This window comes from Oscillatoria nigro-viridis PCC 7112 (assembly GCF_000317475.1).
In the GTDB taxonomy this organism is placed as follows: Bacteria; Cyanobacteriota; Cyanobacteriia; order Cyanobacteriales; family Microcoleaceae; genus Microcoleus; species Microcoleus nigroviridis.
Window position 1 is genome coordinate 2,065,488 of sequence record NC_019729.1, and the last position, 17,843, is coordinate 2,083,330.

A 17,843-nucleotide genomic window follows, 5' to 3' on the forward strand; every position below is an offset into this window, starting at 1 on the left:
AACCCCACAAATAAACTTCGTGAACCGAAGCTATCCCGAACAGGACTTACCCACGGGTGGTCAGAAACCGGGTTTTTACGAGAATACTTCGTTGAGGCCAGCAGACACGGCCAAAAACCCGGTTTCTAACGTACCTACTGACTAAACTGTTGAGCGTAGTAGCCTGCGTAGCGATCGCCCTTTTCGAGCAACTCCTCGTGCGTCCCAGATTCCACAATTCTGCCTTTTTCCAACACTAAAATGCGATCGGCTCTCCGCACAGTAGCCAACCGGTGAGCGATAATAAACACCGTGCGATCGCGCATCAATCTTTCCAGCGCTTCTTGCACTAAACCTTCGGATTCCGAATCCAGCGCCGATGTCGCTTCATCCAAAATCAATATTCTCGGATCGAGCAAAACTGCACGGGCGATCGCAATTCTTTGTTTCTGTCCACCAGATAAATTTACACCCCTTTCTCCTACCCAAGTTTGATAGCCGTCGGGAAACTCACTAATAAATTGATGAGCGTTAGCAATCTCCGCAGCTTTTTGCACATCTTTCAGTTCATAATAAGATTGACCGAAAGCGATATTTTGAGCAATTGTACCCGAAAATAAAATCGTTTCTTGCGGTACAATTCCGATTTGCCTCCGCAGAGTATTTAAGGTGACATCTTGAATATCAATACCGTCAATTAAAATCTGTCCCGCTTGCGGATCGTAAAATCTGGGTAACAAGTTTACTAACGTAGTTTTCCCCGCACCGGATGCGCCTACAAGGGCAATCATTTCTCCGGGAAGCACCAACAAACTCATGTTTTGCAGAACGGGTGTCTCTGAGTTATAGGCAAAATTAATATTGCGGTATTCGACTTTGCCGGTAACGTGGGGAAGTTCAATTGCCCCCCGTTTTTCAACTACTGTGGGTTCAATTGCTAATAATTCAAAAATGCGATCGCTCGAAGCTTCTCCCTGCTTAAAGTCCCCGTAATTAGCAGTTGTAATGGCGATCGGGTCAATTAAAAGTGCCACCCCTGCGATATAACTGATAAATTGAGTACCTGTGAGATTTCCTCGAGCAATTTGCCAACCTCCGAGGAAAAAAAGCAAAATCACGCTCATCGCTTCCAAAAAGCCAACTACAACGAACTGAAGTGCTTTTACTCTTTCTGACAAATACTTAGCGCGGCGGTTTTGTTCTGCTTCTTCTGCAAAGCGGGCAATTTCGTAGTCTTCAGCCACAAATGCTTTGATTAAACGAATGCCGCTGAATACTTCTGTCAGCAAAGCGGATAAATCAGAGATGCGATTTTGACTTTGGCGCGAGTAACTCAGCAGTCTCTCGCCAAACCAACCAATTAAGATAGCCATCAGCGGTGCAATAATTAATGCACCCAAAGTTAATTGCCAGTTGAGATAAATCATATATCCCATGACGGCAATTAGCTGCAAAACACAAGGGATAAACTGATGAAAAAATTTATTTACGACTTCGCCAATGCGGTCAATATCTTCGGTGAGGCGGTAGGATAAGTCTCCGGTTTTGGCAGTTTCAAAGTATCCGAGATTGAGTTTTTGCAGGTGGGAGTAGACTTTTTTCCGGAGTTCTAAAGCAATAGTCAAAGCTGCTTTTGCCATCAGCGTATCTTGACCGTACTGGGCCGTACCGCGAAGTAGAAATATAATGGCGCTGAGTGCAGCAATTTGAGCGAATCCTTGTAAATCTCCTTTACCTATAAATTTGGCTGTTTCGCCAACCAGCCACGCTATAATCGGCCAAAATACGGTAAATACTACGGTACAAGCTAATGCTTTACCGATGGTGTGTTTTTGGGGACGGAGGTAGGGTAAGATTTGCCAGTATGTCGATCGAGTTTTCAAGATATTTTGCCCTCGCAAATTCTGTTTTTGGGGATCTGTGCAAGAATATTCCAACTTCGATCCCCCCTAACCCCCTTTAGTAAGGGTGGCACAAGATTATGATTATTCAAAGTTCCCCTTAAAAAGGGGGATGCGAGGGGGATCTCTGCGTAAGTCATAGAGATATCTGAGCCTGAATATGATATCAGCGATCGGACAAATCTCAACAATCATTCTTCACCGAAAGCATCCGGGAGATAAAGCCCCCGGATTCATCCGTGGGGTTAATTGTCCAATTCTTCAATCTAAAATCTAAAATCTAAAATCTAAAATCATTCTTGCCCGTCTGCATGAGTCGCTAGTACCTGATCCCCCGTGACCACTTCGCCCCGAAAAGTGGCTGACTGTCCGGGTGCAAGAGTAACTGGTTCAGCGTAGATAAATCCGTTGTCAATTAAATTGCCTGACTCGTCCAAAACTTCATAATTGACTTTGACATTCTTGATTGTTTTGCAGCCTTGATTAAGGACTTGACCGCTGAAAAAGTTGCCGTCATAATTTGCCGCCGCAATTGACACTTTTGCAGCAATGTTGGAACCGGGAATGCAAGTTTGGGAAGTTCCAGAAGCTGGCTGTTTCTCGCACAACTTGCCCAAGTCTACTGTTTTGCCGTCGGGGGTTTTCATGTAGCAAAACGGCTCGTCAACTGGTGAGTTTTGAGCCATTGTATTTGTAGAGTCTGTAAGCAAAGGGCGAGCCGATATCGGCGACATTAGCAAACTAGATAAAGCTAGTGTTAAAGGTAAAACAATCATGTTGTTTTTGGGAAGTGTTTGGAATTAATTCTACAATATAAGTCACCTAAAATTTAGGCTGGCATATCTATATTTAGGACACGCCACCTTCAAGCTGCATTGTGCTATGATAAGACATCAAACTTGAGAAAGTAAAGTAAAGTCATGGTCGTTACTAAAGATAACCCAGGACAAAAAACGTTAGAACTGATCGTAACTTGGGAGAAGTTGCCCGACGACTTCCAATTAGAAGAAAAACCAGTGGAGAATACAGGTCAACCGCTAATTGCTGGAGCACTGCGAGAAATCTTAGAACTGAGAGGATTTATCGGGCCACAAATGCTGATAGCCAGCAATTTTGGCATTTGCGCTACTGTCAACGGCGAGTTAGTAATCAAAGCACCTGATTGGGTTTATGTACCGTCGGTACTGCCCGCCGAATCGAGAAGAGACCGCAAAAGTTATACCCCAAACTTGGAAGGAGAAATCCCGACCATTGTGATGGAATTCTTGTCGGAAACAGACGGCGGCGAATATTCTGTAAAACGTACTTTTCCTCCGGGAAAGTGGTTTTTTTACGAACAAATTCTGCAAGTACCAACTTACATCATTTTTGACCCAGAAACTGGCTGGCTGGAAGTATATCGCTTGCAAAATGGCAAATACGAATTAGAATTTCCCGACGCGGAAGGTCGCCACTGGATGGCAGATCTTGGTTTGTATTTAGGAACGTGGCGAGGGGAGAAAGAACAGCGTTCAGGCTATTGGTTGCGCTGGTGGGATGAAGCAGGAAATCTGCTTTTATGGGGTGTAGAACAGTTAGCAGCAGAACGCCAGCGGGCCGATCGCGAACGTGAACGGGCCGAACGACTGGCTGAATATTTGCGCGATCGGGGAATTAACCCGGACGAGATTATTTGATAAGTTGTACGCCATAAGCTGTTGGGCATCTAAATTGTATTTTCGGGCGGGCTAGAAGCCCACCCCACAAGAATTAGATGCACGGGCTAGAAGCCCACCCCACAAGAATTAGATGCACGCCTTACGAGATTATCTAATACTCGGTTTTCTATTCCCAAGATTCCGCGCTCCGGGAATTTTCCGGCTCGGACGGCGACTGTTTAAACTGCTCGCAGTTCGAGCATTCAAAGCATCAGCAGAAGGTATCAAACCCAAGTCTTGCAAAATTTCAACAGCCGCCCTTTGTCCAGTTTCGCAACCGCCTTCCATGTAACCTTGATTTTCCAGGGAAGTGTGTTCCCCGGCAAAATATAAATTGCCAACTCGTTCGCCTTCAACGCCGTACATTTGCGTCCACTGTCCGACTAAATAGCAGGCATAAGAACCTTTAGAAAAGCGTTCTCCCGGCCAATAAGCTCGCACAGCTTTGCCCGATCGCAAATTTCTCACTCCGGGAAAAACTCTTTCAAATTGGTTCAAAAATCTTTGTGCTTGGTCTTCAGGAGTTCCCGCACCGATCGACAAACCCTGCTTTCCTCCTGTAAAATTAGTAACTAAACCGTTAGGAGTAGGGGCGAAAGGCGTAGCTTCCCAGGTATTCTGGAATCCTAAATCGCTATAAACAGAAGCAGTCGATCGATAAACTTCCCGCCAAATTCGGCTGCGGTAGCCGGTAACTAACTTAGAATTAGTACCGTAACCCAATTGCTCGATCGCCCTGCGCTTTGGTTGCGGCAAAGGTACGTTAATGTTAACGTCTCGCAGAGTGCTGAACGGCAAAGTTAACAAAACTCGCTCGTAAGTGCGATCGAACGCGCTTTGTCCCGATCGCAAATTTACCCGATAGCGGCCATCCGGCAAAAGAGTAATCGCTTCCAAAACCGTCCCCGCTTCGATCGAACCAGACAATTGACCCGCCAAACGGTTGATAATTTGACTGTTGCCGCCGTCAATTTGATAACGCTCATCGCTGTTGCCGTACAATTCAAAACTGCCAGCTTCAGAACCGATTAAAAACAGCAGATTTAACGCCGACTGTTCTTCGGGATCTCGACCGAATTCCGTCGTGTAAGCAATGCGGAGCAACTGCCGGACAATGGTGCTAGTCTCAGCTTTGTCTACATATTCAGCGATCGAAAGATTGTCCAATCTTTCCGCTGCTTCTGTAAAATCTTGATAGCTAATATTATCTCCAATAGCCTGCAAATCAGCGCTAATTTTACTCGCTAGCGGCGCAAATTCTGCGATTATTTGCTCGAGAGAAAAGCGGCGCCCTTGCAAGAAAAAAGTATCCTTCACAAATCCCCGCTGCACGTCAACTAAGTCGATCGCCCGCAAACCCAATTCCGTCGCCAGCGAGATTAAATTAGTGTGGCCGGTGTCAATAAATTCTCCCCCCACATCCGCCGGAATCAGCGTTCCAGCCACCTTGGGAACCGTGCGTATCCGCCCCCCCACGCGGTTAGTTGCCTCGATTATATCGGCGCGCACGCCCGCTTGGCCCAAGCGATAAGCCGCCGTCAAACCCGCAATCCCCGCACCCACAACCAAAATCGGCGATCGTCCGCCCTGTTGAGCAAAAGCTCCCCCTCCCTCCCTGGTAAAAGTCGCAGCAGCGACAGCCCCCGCAGCAGCTAAGCCCCCGTGCAGCAAGCTACGCCGAGATATGGGAGAATTGGGAATGCCATCGCTCAGCATCCCCAGCAGTTCAGCAGCCGGAATGCCCGTTTCCCTTGATTTCTGGGCAATACTCGCAGCGCGGCGCAGCATTGCCATCAGTGCAGACTTAGCCATAATTAAGACATCCTCACAAAACAAAACTTTGATGTAAACTGGATTCTCGATCGTGCAATTTCCAGACTAAAGTCCAGAGAGATTTTTTTAATAATGCTAACCCTCAGAACACTGTTCGACAGCAAATTTTATCTCGAAAACAACCCAGATGTCGCCGTAGCAGTTGCCAGAGGCACGGTATCGAGTCCCTTCGATCACTACCGAAAAATTGGTAAATTTGAAAATCGCGACCCGAATGCCCTGTTCGACGCCAGCTATTATTTAGACACCAATACAGATGTAGCGGTATCAGCGAAACTCAATGGCTTTTCAGCAGCCGATCACTTTATTAGATTCGGTCAATTTGAACGACGCAACCCCAACCCTTTCTTCGATGTTGGTTTCTATCTAGCAAGCAACCCCGACATTCAGACAGCAGTCCAAACAAATCAATTTACCCCATTTGAACACTACTTCAAAGCAGGTCAATTAGAAAACCGCAAAGCCAGCGTTTTCTTCGATCCCAGTTTTTATCTAGAAAAATATCCGCTGGTAGCAGCAGCCGTCCAAAGCGGCGCCGTTAAAAGTGCGATCGACCATTACATTCAATTCGGTCAACAAGAAGGACTGTTGAGCACTCTCCCCGATCCCGCCGACAATTTGAACGCAGCAAAAAGCCTGGGCATTCTCACAGAAATTCAAACGGCGAGCGATTTTGTGGGATCTGCTGAACCAGCCGACATTTACAGTTTCATCCTCAATACTCCCAGCCTTTTCAGTGTAAATGTTGACGGTTTGAGTGCAGATGTTGATGTTGAATTAATTCAAGATATCAACGGCAACGGCGCCGTTGGATTAAACGATATTATTGCTTCGTCTAACAATTTAGGCACGTCTTCAGAAACAATTGTCAGCAATGGGCCTTTACCTGCGGGGACTTATTTTGTCCGCGTTTCTCAATTTCAAGGCGATACAAATTATGACTTGAGATTGCTAGCGGCTCCCTCTCCCACGCCGCTTCTATGACAGGATGGTTTACAGTCGAAGGCAGCCAAAATTTGAAGGTGGAAGACCGAAGGCAGAATTAAAGAAAAATTTATAATTCAATAATTCTGCTGGTTTGTCAGTTAGATGTTGTCCGGTTAATTGCTTACAATATAATAGTTTGTTGTCAGCTTCTTAAGAGAATAGAAGACAAAAGTCCTCACTACAAACTTAATTATAATTTTTTGACCGGACTTGAGATTAAAAAAACTGTTCTCTCTTCATTCTTCCATCTTTCATCTTCCTGAATGCCGAGACTTCACTTATTAGTTGCTGGCCCTCCCGGAGAGGGCAAAGATTGAACAGGTGTCGGAGGCCAATTAGAGCGACTTCTGGTTAGAGTAGTAGACACCAAAGCATAGCCCAAAATAGCAGGAAGCACGATCGCACTCAGAAACACGATCGCCGCAGCCCAAGTCATTGCATTCGAGAGCGGGCCGTAATGAGTGCGGTAAGGGTCAAACATTGGTAAATTAGGCATCGGGGCGTCCCGCAGGGCGATCGGACGTTTGAACCGCACCCGCCTGTCGTCTAGCTTTTCGAGCAAAATCCAGCCAACTTCCGCCTCTTCCCGGCACAGCTTGTGAAAAATCGCAGGATTGCGGAACAAATCGTTGCTAGCCCGTACAATCTTGTACTCCCAAACCGTCAAATCAACAGAATTGGTATCAGATTTCGGAGTGCCATTGGATGGCGCATTTTCAGGCGCACTAAAATTATCCTCTTGAGATTCGTACCGAGTCAAAACTTCCTCCTCCTCATCGCATTTTTGCCCCGCAGCCAATTGCTCGCGGCTCACCAAAAGACCCACAAGCGCAGTCTCCAAGCCGAGACTGCCAATCATCAAACTCCAAATCAGAATTTCAACCATAAAAGGAGTTAAAAGTTAAAAATCAAAAACTCAAAAGACTCGCTTTTAACTTTCAATCTTTAATTTTTAAATAGCCTTCTACCACACAATCTGCACCCACCGCGCGCCAAGAAACCCGCTCTAAAGTCAAAGCCTCAGTCATTGCGGAAAACCCCAAATCTCCTACAGGAGTTGGAGCGCCTTGGCCGCCGACAATTTTAGGAGCAATAAAAGCCATAATTTTTTGAACTGCACCCTCAGTAATTGCCTGAGCCGCCAAGGTGCCGCCGCACTCCCACAGTACAGAAAGAAAAGATCGATCGTACAAATAAGCCATAACATTAGTCGGTGTCAGAGGCGAGAGCTCCACAACTTCCACCCCTTTGGCGATCAAAAATTCCTGAAATTCCGGGTTAACCCCAGGCTCAGTCAGCACCAAAGTAGCCGCCACAGAGGTTTCCCACAACCACGCCGACTTCGGCAAATCCAAAGTGCGGCTCATCACCACCCGCAGGGGATTATTCCTGTCAGGCTGGTGACTCGTCAGTAGGGGATTGTCCAGACGCACCGTATTTCCCCCAACAATCACAGCATCGCAGCCGACGCGCACCCGGTGTACCTCGCTCCGAGCCTCCTCGCCTGTTACCCAAGCGCTGTGGCCGCTACTGGTAGCAATTTTACCGTCCAAAGTCATTGCATATTTCAAAATTCCAAAAGGCCGGCGGTACAAAATCCGGTGCACAAAAGCCTCGTTGAGTTTTTGGCAAGCTTCCCCTTCCACTCCCGCCACCACTTCAATGCCAGCATCTCGCAACCGGGCTAGCCCAGTGCCAGCTACCAAAGGATTCGGATCGACCATGCCAGCCACTACTTTTGCCACCTTGGCCTTCACTAAAGCTTCGGAACAGGGAGGAGTCCGGCCGTAGTGGTTGCAGGGTTCCAGGTTCACGTAGACGGTCGCTCCTTCGGCGAGTTCCCCCGCTTCCCGGAGCGCAAAAACTTCGGCGTGAGGTTGACCGGCACCGGGATGAAACCCTTCGCCGACAATCTTGCCGTCTCGGACAATTACAGAACCGACAAGGGGGTTGGGTGCGGTTTTGCCGAGAGCACGACGAGCCAATTCTATGCAGCGGCGCATCATGGCTCGATCGAACTCTTGAACTTCGCTGTTTTCCAGTTGTTTTGTACCTTGCTGCTGTCGGTTAGCTAAGCTGGCGATCGCTTGAGCGTCCGCCGGAAAAGTTTCCATGAGATTTTGGTATGATATTTATCCCTGAGTGTACTGACTTTGATGCTAATTTTGGCTGCGAACCGACGATCAATTCCTGCTGGGGCAAACTGTACGTTACCAGGAGCAAGCGGGCAAGTTAGGCAGATCGACCCCGCACGATCGATCGCATAGCTTTAACATTAAGAAACAATAACAGGTGCTTGAGAAAAGAATGAGTCAGGACATGAAGCGGGAATTTGCCAGCCGCGACGAATTAATTGCCTACGTGCGCCAACAGTTCCCCGAAGCCGCCGCCCGGGACAGCAGCGTACCCCCAACCCCAGGCGGGCGGAAAGCAGCCGAGACAGCCCTGCAACAAATTGACCCCGGCAAGTACGCCTCAACCCGCAATTTCCTCAACGGTGCGGTAACGCGCTTGTCGCCCTATTTGCGCTACGGCGTTTTGAGTCTTGCCGAAGTCCGGGATGCCGTACTGGAGAAGGTGCGGAATCCAGAAGAGGCAGTGAAACTTGTCAACGAGTTGGGTTGGCGGGATTATTGGCAGCGACTGTACGCCGAATTGGGCAACGGGATTTGGCAAGACCGGGAAGCCTACAAAACTGGTTACACTGCTAAAGATTACAGCGAAACTCTGCCGCAGGATGTCGTCGAGGGCACGACTGGTTTGGTTTGCATCGACAGTTTCAGCCGCGAGTTGCGAGAAACTGGTTATTTGCACAATCACCAGCGGATGTGGACTGCCGCTTATCTGGTACACTGGCGCCGCGTGCGCTGGCAAGCCGGAGCTCGCTGGTTTTTGCAACATTTGCTAGATGGAGATCCGGCGAGCAATAATCTTTCTTGGCAGTGGGTAGCAAGCACTTTTAGTCACAAACCTTATTTTTTTAATCGGGAAAATTTGGAGCGTTACACTAAGGCGGTTTATTGTCGCGATTGTCCTCTGTACGGGCAATGCGATTTTGAGGGAACTTACGAATATTTGGAAGGGAAGTTGTTTCCTCATGGAGAAAAGGTCGATCGCAGCGGCGGTTCTAAAAGTTGGGAACGCCCTAAAAAAGGTCGCAGAAATTAAAAAGTTATTGGCAAAACAGGCCAAACAGGGCATGGGACATTGGTTATTAGTTATTAGTTATTGATTGAGCTGGCGTGCATCTAATTTGTCTAGTAATTTTTATTAAAAGTTTTGTGGGGTGGGCGTCCCGCCCGTCCTAAAAATCTAATTTAGATGCGCGACAGCTTATTATATCTCTTGCAAAATAGTTTTATGATATCATGAAATTTTTTGCTGAGAGTTGATTGAATCCCAACTCCTGACTTATTTGCACTCTTGTCTTGCTAGAAACAGGATAAGATGCTAGAAAGTTCTGTTGGTCGTTACAAAATAAGTAAATCATGAAAAATCAATTTTACCTAAATTTGAAACCCGATCAATTTCAACGTAGATTTGGTATCAAGATTCAAACCCTAAAAGCAATGGTTAATGCCAAGCGTAAACTTGGCTGTAGAAAATCCTAAAGACAGAAGAGGAGGTCGCACCATCCGGCGCTCTCGAAGAACAGGTCTTAGTCGCCGATTAATATTGGCGAGAATATCGCACATATTTTCATATTGGGACAAGTTGGGGAGTATTTGAATCAACCCAGCAGCCGAATTGTAACTGATATCGAATCAACTTTAATGAAAACGGGAAAGTTCCGTATTCCTGGGAAAAAGGCATTACTCAAAAACTCTGATTATCCAGAGGTCGTGGTGATGGATGTCACAGAAACAGCGATTGAACGACCCAAAAAAAACAGAAAAGATATTACTCATGCCAGAAAAAATGTCAGACTCTAAAAACTCAATTGGTAATTAATCAAGAGACCAGAGAAATTATTTGCACTGCTTTTGGACCGGGCATTGCCATGACTTTAACTTATTTTAAAAAAGTAAAATTCATTTTCATCCCGAAACAAATAGCTGACAAGATAGTGGCTATCAAGGGATCGAGGACGATCGCCCTAATAGTTATATCCCTAGAAAAAAACCAAAAAAGGGGAAACTTTCTCGAATAGAAAAAGACTACAATCGATTTATAACACAGGAGCGAATTATGATTGAACACGTCAATCGGAGTCTCAAAATTTTTAAAATATTGTCGAGTCGTTATCGAAATCGGGAGCATCTCATATTTGTAAAAACACTGATTCTGGCTCCTGACTTCTGACTTCTGACTCTTTTCTCCTGGCTTCTGACTCCTGACTCCTAACTCCTATTTCTAGCGGAGGGCTGCTTTCATTGAGATGCTCCCTCGAAATCGCCGTCGCCGTTACGGTCTGCGTTGTAATTTGTTTTCAGAAATTTACAATTATGAGTTAGCTCTAGGGGGCTAAATTTAAAACTTCTGATTATAACATATATCTTTTTTGCAAGAGGTCTATTATACTCGATCGCCCTTTGACCCGATCGCCCTTGCTAACCTGAGCTTTCCTTGATGCCACATAGCGGTACAATAGGACGATCGCACTCTCCGACTCTAAGTGCGATCGATCTCTACACCCTGCCCCAAGTCGGCAACATCAGATAGAATGCAGTAAAAAAATATAAAATGGAAGCAATACAACTGTCTTTATTCTCAAATGAGTCAGAAACAATTCCTGTCAAAAAGCAGAAGAAAGCAAAATTAGGGCGTTACGAACGCATCCAACGCGAACTAGAAGCAAATGACTGCGACCCCTACAAGATATTCATTGATGTTAAATCTCAGTCAGTGCCAAAATCAGACTATACATTTGTCGATCTTTTTTGCGGTGCGGGCGGCATGACCCAAGGTTTATTGCAAGCAGGTTTTCGACCAGTAGCAAGCGTTGAAATTAATCCCATCGCCTCGGCAACTCATACAAAAAACTTTCCCGCTTGCCATCACTTGTGCGACGATATAAAAAACTTAAATCCCCAAAAGTTGCTCGCTGAAATTGGTTCGCCAGAAGTTCATGTTGTTGTAGGCGGGCCGCCGTGTCAAGGCTTCTCAGTTGCAGGAAAACGCGACCCCAACGACCCTCGAAATCGCCTCTTTAGAGAGTTTGTCCGCGTTGTCTCTGAAATACGTCCTTGGTATGTTGTCATCGAAAACGTACCCGGAATATTGACTATACAAAAAGGAGCTGTTAAGCAAGCGATTTGCGAGGCTTTTCAGGAAATTGGCTATCCCGATATGTCCGTTGCTGTTCTGGAATCCGCCGCCTATGGAGTCGCGCAAATCCGCCCGCGAGCTATTTTTATTGCCAATAGATTTGGGATGCAAAATCCCTATCCGAAGGCGCAATTGTTGCCCGAACAATACAAAGCGATTGAGTCAGCAATTGATGATTTACCAGAGTATACTCCCATACCAGAAATTAACCACGAATGGACTCGTCATTCTGTTGAGTACATGGCAAGACTTGCTAAAGTTCCACCAGGCGGTTCTTTGTATGAAAGCTACGCCGATGCTTTCAAGCGACAGTATCCGGGAAAACCGAGTATGACTGTTAAAGAAAATCACGGTGGCACTCATATTCATCCTTATCTCAACCGCGTGATTTCAGCTCGCGAAATGGCTAGATTGCAAACTTTCCCGGATTCATTTATTTTTGAAGGTTCAATGAAAAAGGCAATGTGGCAAATTGGAAATGCGGTGCCGCCCCGCTTAGCAGAGTGTATCGGCTTTGCACTTATTCCATATTTGACTGATATTGCTTTGAACAAATTTAAGCAGCCTGAAATAATCCTTCTAGCTTCTTAGTTGCTGGTAATGGTTTACCTTCAGCTTGGTAACTCTCGATTAGTAACTCTAGCACCTCTCGCGCATTGTAGATAGCTTCTTCATAAGAATCTCCGTGAGTTACCGGCTGCATGACATCCTCAAATTCCGGCAAAAACACGACAAAGCACCGATCTTCTTCAGACCATTGGATAACAATTGTATATTTCATGGTTAGTTAACTTATCGCATCTTTTGTTCTACTTCCTCTAAGGGCAAATCGAGAGCTTGGGCAATTTGTTCTGCCGTTAATCCAATTTTTACCAATCGCGGTATCGTTTCTAGTTTAGCTAGCTTTCGCTCAGTTTCAATATTGTCATCCTTGCTAGTAAGATGTGTGGAAGTTTCTCTACTGATAAATTCAAAATTTTCTGATTTAGATTTTTCTTTTACTTCTGAAGGATTAGAGCAGGGATTAATATTACCACCAATAACATAATGACCAATAATTTGACTTTTATAATGAGATTTGTCAACTCCTAATCTTTCAATAGAAGCACGAAAATTTGACTTATTCAAATCTTCTCCCAACGCTTCAGAAAGAATCTGCCAAAGTGCGTAAGCTTCATCTTTTGCATGACCTCGCGTACATTGATATTCTTTCGCAATATCGGCGTATTTCTGACTGTTGAGAACGCCTTTAAGAATTGCTATTTGCAGACTATCGAGGTGTTTACCTGTTTGAGCGACAACCTGTTCGTCTAAATATTTCAACACCTTTGTTACGTCCATAGTCTGTTAAAAATCTTACTCTATCCGTCATTATCCGCTAAAATCCGCCCCTTGTAAATATTCTTAATAAAACTCCCGTCTTTTTCCGCCATTTTCCGCCACTCAAAAATGCTGATACCTTTGAGATTCGGGAAATAATAAAGTATAAAAAATGACTCCATCTTATATTACGGGTCAGTCTTAACTAAGGCGATCGGGGTGGGTTATTAATTATTAGACCTCATTCAAGGATAAAACAATGAAGTTGAAGATTCTTGGCTCCGCGGCCATCGCAACCATAACTGGAGTATTTATGTCCTCTCTAGGTTTAGTGTTTACTGCTCCAGCGCGTGCAGATTTTGTTGTATGTAATAGGGCGGCTAAGAAAGCTTTTGTAGCAGTGTCGTGGACCGATCCACAAGGACAAACGTGGTCTAGAGGATGGTTACAGCTTCAACCAGGAGCTTGTGGTTCAGCTTTAAAGACAAGAGTTAGCAATGCAGAAATTGGAGTTTATGCAGAAACTTTGAGTGGAGGGATCGTAGCAGGCAATACTCGTAGATGCGTAATCTGGGTGCAGGTTGAACCTTCATGGAATATACGGGAGGCTGGTAATCCCACTCGCTGTCAAGGAAAAGGAAGAGAAATGAAGGCTTTCGAGATGATCCGGACTGGTAGCAGCCCTGACTATACGTATGAAGTGTTTGATTAGTAAAGTAGGGTGCGTTATTAGCAGAGTACGGCATCTTCAAAAATACTGGGCTCGCTCCTCACTTACTTCACTAACAAAGGAGGCGATCGCACTTATTTTACCAGTCATCCAACTAACTCAAGGGACGCGATCGCTCAGTAAAAATGAAATAGTATGCGTTTGGATTGATAATCCTTGGTATTAACAACTTTACGCAATCTGCAATCGTTTTCCCAAAGTCTGGGGTTCTGGTAGAGGTTTGCCATCTTCTTGATAGAGTTCAATCAATGTTTCTAACAATTCTTGTCCGTGTTTTGCCGCTTCCTCGTAAGTGTGTCCGTGAGTGCAAGGCTGCATGACATCGGTAAACTCCGGCAAGCTGACAACAAAAAGTCGATCTTCTTCTGACCACTCGATGATGAGACTGTAATGGCTATTCATCTTGTAGATCCTTTTATTGCTGGTAAATTCTTAGGCGAACTCTGTTAGCGAATCCCGGTACTCTATTGTTATTTTCTAGTTTTTCAAGAAGTTCTGCAACTGTATGAGGTGGTGGTTTGAGATATTCAAACTGCTGCTGAATTATCTCAACCATTGACTCTGGATATTTATCGAAAAGTTCAGTTAGAAATATATCGGGGTGCTGCGCCTCAATGCCGTAAGTTTCTAAAGCCTCTTTTGGGAAATGTTTGAGGTTATCTGTAACTATGACCTTAGCATTGGCTACGATCGCAGCAGCTACAACATGACGATCGCCCGGATGATTTGTCATTGCTTCCACCAAACTTGCAGGCACTTCGACAGTTGCTTCAGGAAAGGTGTTTTTTATCATCGCCTGAAAACGTGCTGCTTTGACCTCTGTCATTCTGCCTTTTTTTACAAGATTGCGGGTAGCACCATCTAGAATTTCTTGTGAAAAGTGAACGCAGTACAACTCAGCCTCAGCAGCACGCAGCAGCGTATCGCATAAAGGCATAGGGAAAATAACGCAGGAATCTAAAACAACCGAAGGAACTTCCATACTACTTAACTCGCATCCGATACAGATTCTTCGTAAAAACCTTCATCTTGAAGAAATTGAGTTAGTTCCTTAAGTCCTTGGCGGCGCTGAATTTTCCGCTGTTCCTTGTAGGTCATTAAATCTTGGAAAAGTATGCGTCGGTGCGAACCAACTTTGATGTAGGGAATTTCGCCTTTTTCCAGTAACTTGACGAGAAAGGGTCGCGATACATTCAGGATATCCGCAGCTTCTTGCGTGGTGATTTCGCGATTGTGAGGCACTAGGGAAATAGCTTGACCGGATGCCATTGCGCGCACAACTTGACCGAGTAAATTGTAAACCGATCGCGGAATTATAATTTCTTCTCCGTTACTTCCGACTAATTTTGGCTGTGCTGATTCGAGACTGAGAATCTGATCTAATTTTGCTATTGCTTCTTGTTCTTGTTCGGGAATTAAAACTGACTTAGGGGACGCTTTTTGCTTCAACATAGCAACTTTATTTTTTGATGTGTTTTTCTCTGAGTTACGGTGAGTTGATGTAATGCTGAGCAGGCTAAAAGTACGATCGCGCAAAACCCTTACAGCACCAGAAAGGGTTTGTCAGCATTCGTCCGGTGCATACTCGATCGTTTTCTTCACGGTAACACTTGCCGCACATAAACGCAATATCCGCAACACGCGAAATATTCAAAGCGCCTACTGTGACAGTTCGATCGCCTCTGCTTCGATCGCTCCAAATTCCCCCTCCCGACTCAAGACGGATGCCTCGCAGATGTACAATAGGACGATCGCATTCCCCAACTCCCACCGTGATAGAGCGCTACACCTTGCCCGAAATGGGCAACATCTGGACTGAAACCGCCAAACTGAAAACCTGGCTGCAAGTAGAAATCGCTGTCTGCGAAGCTCAAGCCGAACTCGGCTACATCCCCGCCGCCGCAGTCGAAGAAATCAAAGCTAAGGCTAATTTTGACCCCAAACGAGTCCTCGAAATAGAAGCGGAAGTCCGCCACGACATGATCGCCTTCTTGACAAATGTCAACGAATATGTAGGCGATGCCGGCCGCTACATTCACCTCGGCTTAACCAGTTCCGACGTGCTCGATACCGCTTTGGCGCTGCAATTAGTCGCTAGCGTCAATATCTTGTTAGAACGTGTCGAAGAATTGAGTCAAGCTATTCGCTATCAGGCTCAACAGCATCGCAATACCGTCATGGTCGGCCGATCGCACGGAATTCACGCCGAACCCATCACCTTTGGCTTTAAACTAGCAGGATGGCTGGCCGAAGTTTTTCGCAACCGCGCCCGATTGGTGAATTTGCGATCGTCCATCGCAGTCGGCAAAATCTCCGGCGCAGTCGGAACCTATGCTAATATCGATCCGCGAATTGAAGCGATCGCCTGCCAAAACCTCGGACTCGAACCCGATTGTGCATCCACTCAAGTCATTTCCCGCGATCGACACGCCGAATACGTCCAAACCTTAGCACTCTTAGCAGCATCGATCGAGCGTTTTGCAGTAGAAATCCGCAACCTGCAACGCACCGACGTTCTCGAAGTCGAAGAATTCTTTTCCAAAGGGCAAAAAGGCTCATCCGCCATGCCCCACAAACGCAACCCGATTCGATCGGAAAGACTCACAGGGATGGCGAGAATTGTTCGCGCCAACGCCGTCGCCGCCTTAGAAAACGTGGCACTTTGGCACGAAAGAGACATCTCTCACAGTTCCGTAGAACGGATGATTTTGCCCGACAGTTCTACAGTAACTCACTTCATGTTAGTAGAAACCACAGACTTAGTAAAACACCTGCTAGTCTATCCCGAAAACATGAAACAAAACATGAACCTTTACGGCGGAGTCATCTTCAGCCAGCGCGTGATGTTAGCTTTAGTAGAAAAAGGCACGAGTCGCGAAGAAGCCTACAAAATTGTGCAATCTTGTGCTCACGAAGCTTGGAACAAACCGGGCGGCAATTTCTACTATTTAATTGCTAAGGACGATCGGGTAACAGCTAAGATGACCACCAAAGAAATTGATGATTGTTTCGATCCGCAGTATCAATTGAGGCACTTAGATTTAGTGTATCAGCGCTTGGGAATTTGAGGAGAATTAACAATTAAAAATTAGTTCGAGAAGTGATTTATCATTCTCGCGCTTGTCCCACTGTCCGCCGGGGGTTAAAACCCCCGTCTCATAGCTAAAGTCGGTTAAAACCGACTGAAAGACTCATAAAATAAAAGTTTTAGAGAAATATATTCAGTCCTCTTCAGAGGACTTTAGCTATGAGACAGGGGTTTCAACCCTTGTCGGTCTGGCGGGCTGGCAGACAAGACGAAAAACGCGAAAATCCCCGAAGATATGAATTGTGAAAGCCCATATAAAACCTCAAATTAACAAAGTTATGAAACTTAGTCGATTTACAAGATATCTAATTCTATTCATCCTAATATTACTATCTACAACCACACAGAATTATACAACATTTGTCCGCGCCCAGGAGCCGCCACAAGTGCAAATTACCCAACCAGAACCAAACCCAGTAGTACCTGAAAGTATTTTCATGAGTCAACTTCCCAGTGCGGCGCGACTGGTTGACATCCGCACCGTAAATCCCAACATTCGCCTCGATATCCGGTACGCCACTACTAACAATTTCTTGAAACGAAAACTTTACCCTATATCGAAATGCGCCTTGAGAAGTTCTGTTGCTCAAAAGTTAGCGCTAGTTCAAACAGATTTGGAAAAAATTGGATTGGGTTTGAAAGTTTACGATTGCTACAGGCCTTTCTCTGTGACTAAGGAAATGTGGCAAGCTTGGCCAGATCCGCGCTATGTTGCTAATCCTGCTAGGGGTTCGCGGCACAATCGCGGTGCTGCTATTGATTTGACTTTAGTCGATCGCGCTGGCAAAGAATTAGAAATGCCAACACCTTACGATGATTTTACCGAAAAAGCTCACGGAGATTATCAAGGCGGCAGCGCGGAATCTCGGAAAAACCGTCAAGTGCTTAAGGATGCGATGAAAAAACAGGGATTTATCGGTATCACAACAGAATGGTGGCACTTTGATTCGGAAGATTGGCAGAAATTTGCGATTCTTGATATATCACTTGCCGAGATTCCTTAATTATACTATTTATTAAAAGTCGCAGCTCCGGGTAGG

At 45.6% G+C, this 17,843-nt stretch carries 19 protein-coding genes and 1 pseudogene; 9 read left to right on the plus strand and 11 right to left on the minus strand.

Annotated features, from left to right (window positions below; translation table 11 throughout):
* Positions 1-134 precede the first annotated feature (134 nt).
* Together OSC7112_RS08820 and OSC7112_RS08825 are read right to left on the minus strand one after the other, a co-directional pair.
* A complete protein-coding gene (locus OSC7112_RS08820; protein WP_015175581.1) occupies positions 135-1,862 on the minus strand; it encodes an ABC transporter ATP-binding protein in 1,728 nt (575 codons plus the stop codon).
* Positions 1,863-2,173: 311 nt separating this feature from the next.
* Positions 2,174-2,566, minus strand: a complete 393-nt coding sequence (locus OSC7112_RS08825; protein ID WP_223300793.1) for an FxLYD domain-containing protein — start codon at positions 2,564-2,566, stop codon at positions 2,174-2,176.
* A gap of 234 nt (positions 2,567-2,800) precedes the next feature.
* On the opposite strand from OSC7112_RS08825, the gene OSC7112_RS08830 reads away from it, so the two are divergent.
* Positions 2,801-3,556, plus strand: coding sequence for a Uma2 family endonuclease (locus tag OSC7112_RS08830; RefSeq protein ID WP_015175583.1), 756 nt, complete (start codon positions 2,801-2,803; stop codon positions 3,554-3,556).
* Between the two features lie 129 nt (positions 3,557-3,685).
* On the opposite strand, the gene OSC7112_RS08835 is transcribed toward OSC7112_RS08830, so the two are convergent.
* Positions 3,686-5,389: a flavin monoamine oxidase family protein gene (locus OSC7112_RS08835; protein ID WP_015175584.1), complete on the minus strand. Its 1,704-nt coding sequence runs from the start codon at positions 5,387-5,389 to the stop codon at positions 3,686-3,688.
* 93 nt (positions 5,390-5,482) lie between these two features.
* Here OSC7112_RS08835 and OSC7112_RS08840 point away from each other — a divergent pair, with 93 nt between their 5' ends.
* Positions 5,483-6,394: a PPC domain-containing protein gene (locus OSC7112_RS08840; protein ID WP_015175585.1), complete on the plus strand. Its 912-nt coding sequence runs from the start codon at positions 5,483-5,485 to the stop codon at positions 6,392-6,394.
* Between the two features lie 277 nt (positions 6,395-6,671).
* Here OSC7112_RS08840 and OSC7112_RS08845 read toward each other — a convergent pair whose 3' ends face one another.
* Positions 6,672-7,283 (minus strand): hypothetical protein, encoded by a 612-nt coding sequence (locus OSC7112_RS08845; protein ID WP_015175586.1) that lies wholly within the window; start codon positions 7,281-7,283, stop codon positions 6,672-6,674.
* Positions 7,284-7,335: 52 nt separating this feature from the next.
* Positions 7,336-8,511 carry a bifunctional diaminohydroxyphosphoribosylaminopyrimidine deaminase/5-amino-6-(5-phosphoribosylamino)uracil reductase RibD gene (gene ribD, locus OSC7112_RS08850; protein WP_015175587.1) on the minus strand — a complete coding sequence of 392 codons (1,176 nt, stop codon included), beginning with the start codon at positions 8,509-8,511 and terminating at the stop codon, positions 7,336-7,338.
* Positions 8,512-8,704: 193 nt separating this feature from the next.
* Between ribD and OSC7112_RS08855 the strand changes: the two genes are divergently transcribed.
* From OSC7112_RS08855 to OSC7112_RS08870, 3 genes and pseudogenes are all read left to right on the plus strand, one after another.
* On the plus strand, positions 8,705-9,565 hold the full coding sequence (locus OSC7112_RS08855; protein WP_015175588.1) for an FAD-binding domain-containing protein: 861 nt from the start codon (positions 8,705-8,707) through the stop codon (positions 9,563-9,565).
* A gap of 320 nt (positions 9,566-9,885) precedes the next feature.
* Positions 9,886-10,699, plus strand: a pseudogene (locus tag OSC7112_RS34425) (transposase family protein).
* A 381-nt stretch (positions 10,700-11,080) separates the two neighbouring features.
* The gene (locus tag OSC7112_RS08870) at positions 11,081-12,256 is read left to right on the plus strand and encodes a DNA cytosine methyltransferase (protein WP_015175589.1); all 1,176 of its coding nucleotides are present in this window, start codon (positions 11,081-11,083) and stop codon (positions 12,254-12,256) included.
* On the opposite strand, the gene OSC7112_RS08875 is transcribed toward OSC7112_RS08870, so the two are convergent.
* From OSC7112_RS08875 to OSC7112_RS39535, 3 genes are read right to left on the minus strand one after another with little or no spacing between them, the layout of a single operon-like run.
* Positions 12,222-12,446, minus strand: coding sequence for a type II toxin-antitoxin system HicB family antitoxin (locus OSC7112_RS08875; RefSeq protein WP_015175590.1), 225 nt, complete (start codon positions 12,444-12,446; stop codon positions 12,222-12,224). The genes OSC7112_RS08870 and OSC7112_RS08875 overlap by 35 nt on opposite strands.
* An 11-nt stretch (positions 12,447-12,457) precedes the next feature.
* A complete protein-coding gene (locus OSC7112_RS08880; RefSeq protein WP_015175591.1) occupies positions 12,458-13,006 on the minus strand; it encodes a helix-turn-helix domain-containing protein in 549 nt (182 codons plus the stop codon).
* Positions 13,007-13,026: 20 nt separating this feature from the next.
* Entirely contained in the window at positions 13,027-13,167 is a 141-nt protein-coding gene (locus tag OSC7112_RS39535; RefSeq protein ID WP_190274354.1) for a hypothetical protein, read from the minus strand.
* Positions 13,168-13,298: 131 nt separating this feature from the next.
* On the opposite strand from OSC7112_RS39535, the gene OSC7112_RS08885 reads away from it, so the two are divergent.
* The gene (locus OSC7112_RS08885) at positions 13,299-13,697 is read left to right on the plus strand and encodes a DUF1036 domain-containing protein (protein WP_223300864.1); all 399 of its coding nucleotides are present in this window, start codon (positions 13,299-13,301) and stop codon (positions 13,695-13,697) included.
* Between the two features lie 189 nt (positions 13,698-13,886).
* Here OSC7112_RS08885 and OSC7112_RS08890 read toward each other — a convergent pair whose 3' ends face one another.
* Genes OSC7112_RS08890 through OSC7112_RS08900 form a run of 3 tightly spaced genes read right to left on the minus strand, consistent with a single transcriptional unit; the run spans position 13,887 to position 15,167 of the window.
* A complete protein-coding gene (locus tag OSC7112_RS08890) occupies positions 13,887-14,117 on the minus strand; it encodes a type II toxin-antitoxin system HicB family antitoxin (RefSeq protein ID WP_015175593.1) in 231 nt (76 codons plus the stop codon).
* Between the two features lie 13 nt (positions 14,118-14,130).
* Positions 14,131-14,697: a VapC50 family PIN domain-containing toxin gene (locus tag OSC7112_RS08895; protein WP_015175594.1), complete on the minus strand. Its 567-nt coding sequence runs from the start codon at positions 14,695-14,697 to the stop codon at positions 14,131-14,133.
* Between the two features lie 5 nt (positions 14,698-14,702).
* Positions 14,703-15,167 carry a helix-turn-helix domain-containing protein gene (locus OSC7112_RS08900; protein WP_015175595.1) on the minus strand — a complete coding sequence of 155 codons (465 nt, stop codon included), beginning with the start codon at positions 15,165-15,167 and terminating at the stop codon, positions 14,703-14,705.
* A gap of 52 nt (positions 15,168-15,219) precedes the next feature.
* Between OSC7112_RS08900 and OSC7112_RS38000 the strand changes: the two genes are divergently transcribed.
* From OSC7112_RS38000 to OSC7112_RS08910, 3 genes are all read left to right on the plus strand, one after another.
* On the plus strand, positions 15,220-15,534 hold the full coding sequence (locus OSC7112_RS38000; protein WP_150111515.1) for a hypothetical protein: 315 nt from the start codon (positions 15,220-15,222) through the stop codon (positions 15,532-15,534).
* Positions 15,488-16,783 carry an adenylosuccinate lyase gene (purB, locus tag OSC7112_RS08905; protein ID WP_041622437.1) on the plus strand — a complete coding sequence of 432 codons (1,296 nt, stop codon included), beginning with the start codon at positions 15,488-15,490 and terminating at the stop codon, positions 16,781-16,783. The genes OSC7112_RS38000 and purB overlap by 47 nt, the downstream gene beginning before the upstream one ends.
* A 298-nt stretch (positions 16,784-17,081) precedes the next feature.
* A complete protein-coding gene (locus OSC7112_RS08910; RefSeq protein ID WP_015175597.1) occupies positions 17,082-17,807 on the plus strand; it encodes a M15 family metallopeptidase in 726 nt (241 codons plus the stop codon).
* Positions 17,808-17,843 lie beyond the last annotated feature (36 nt).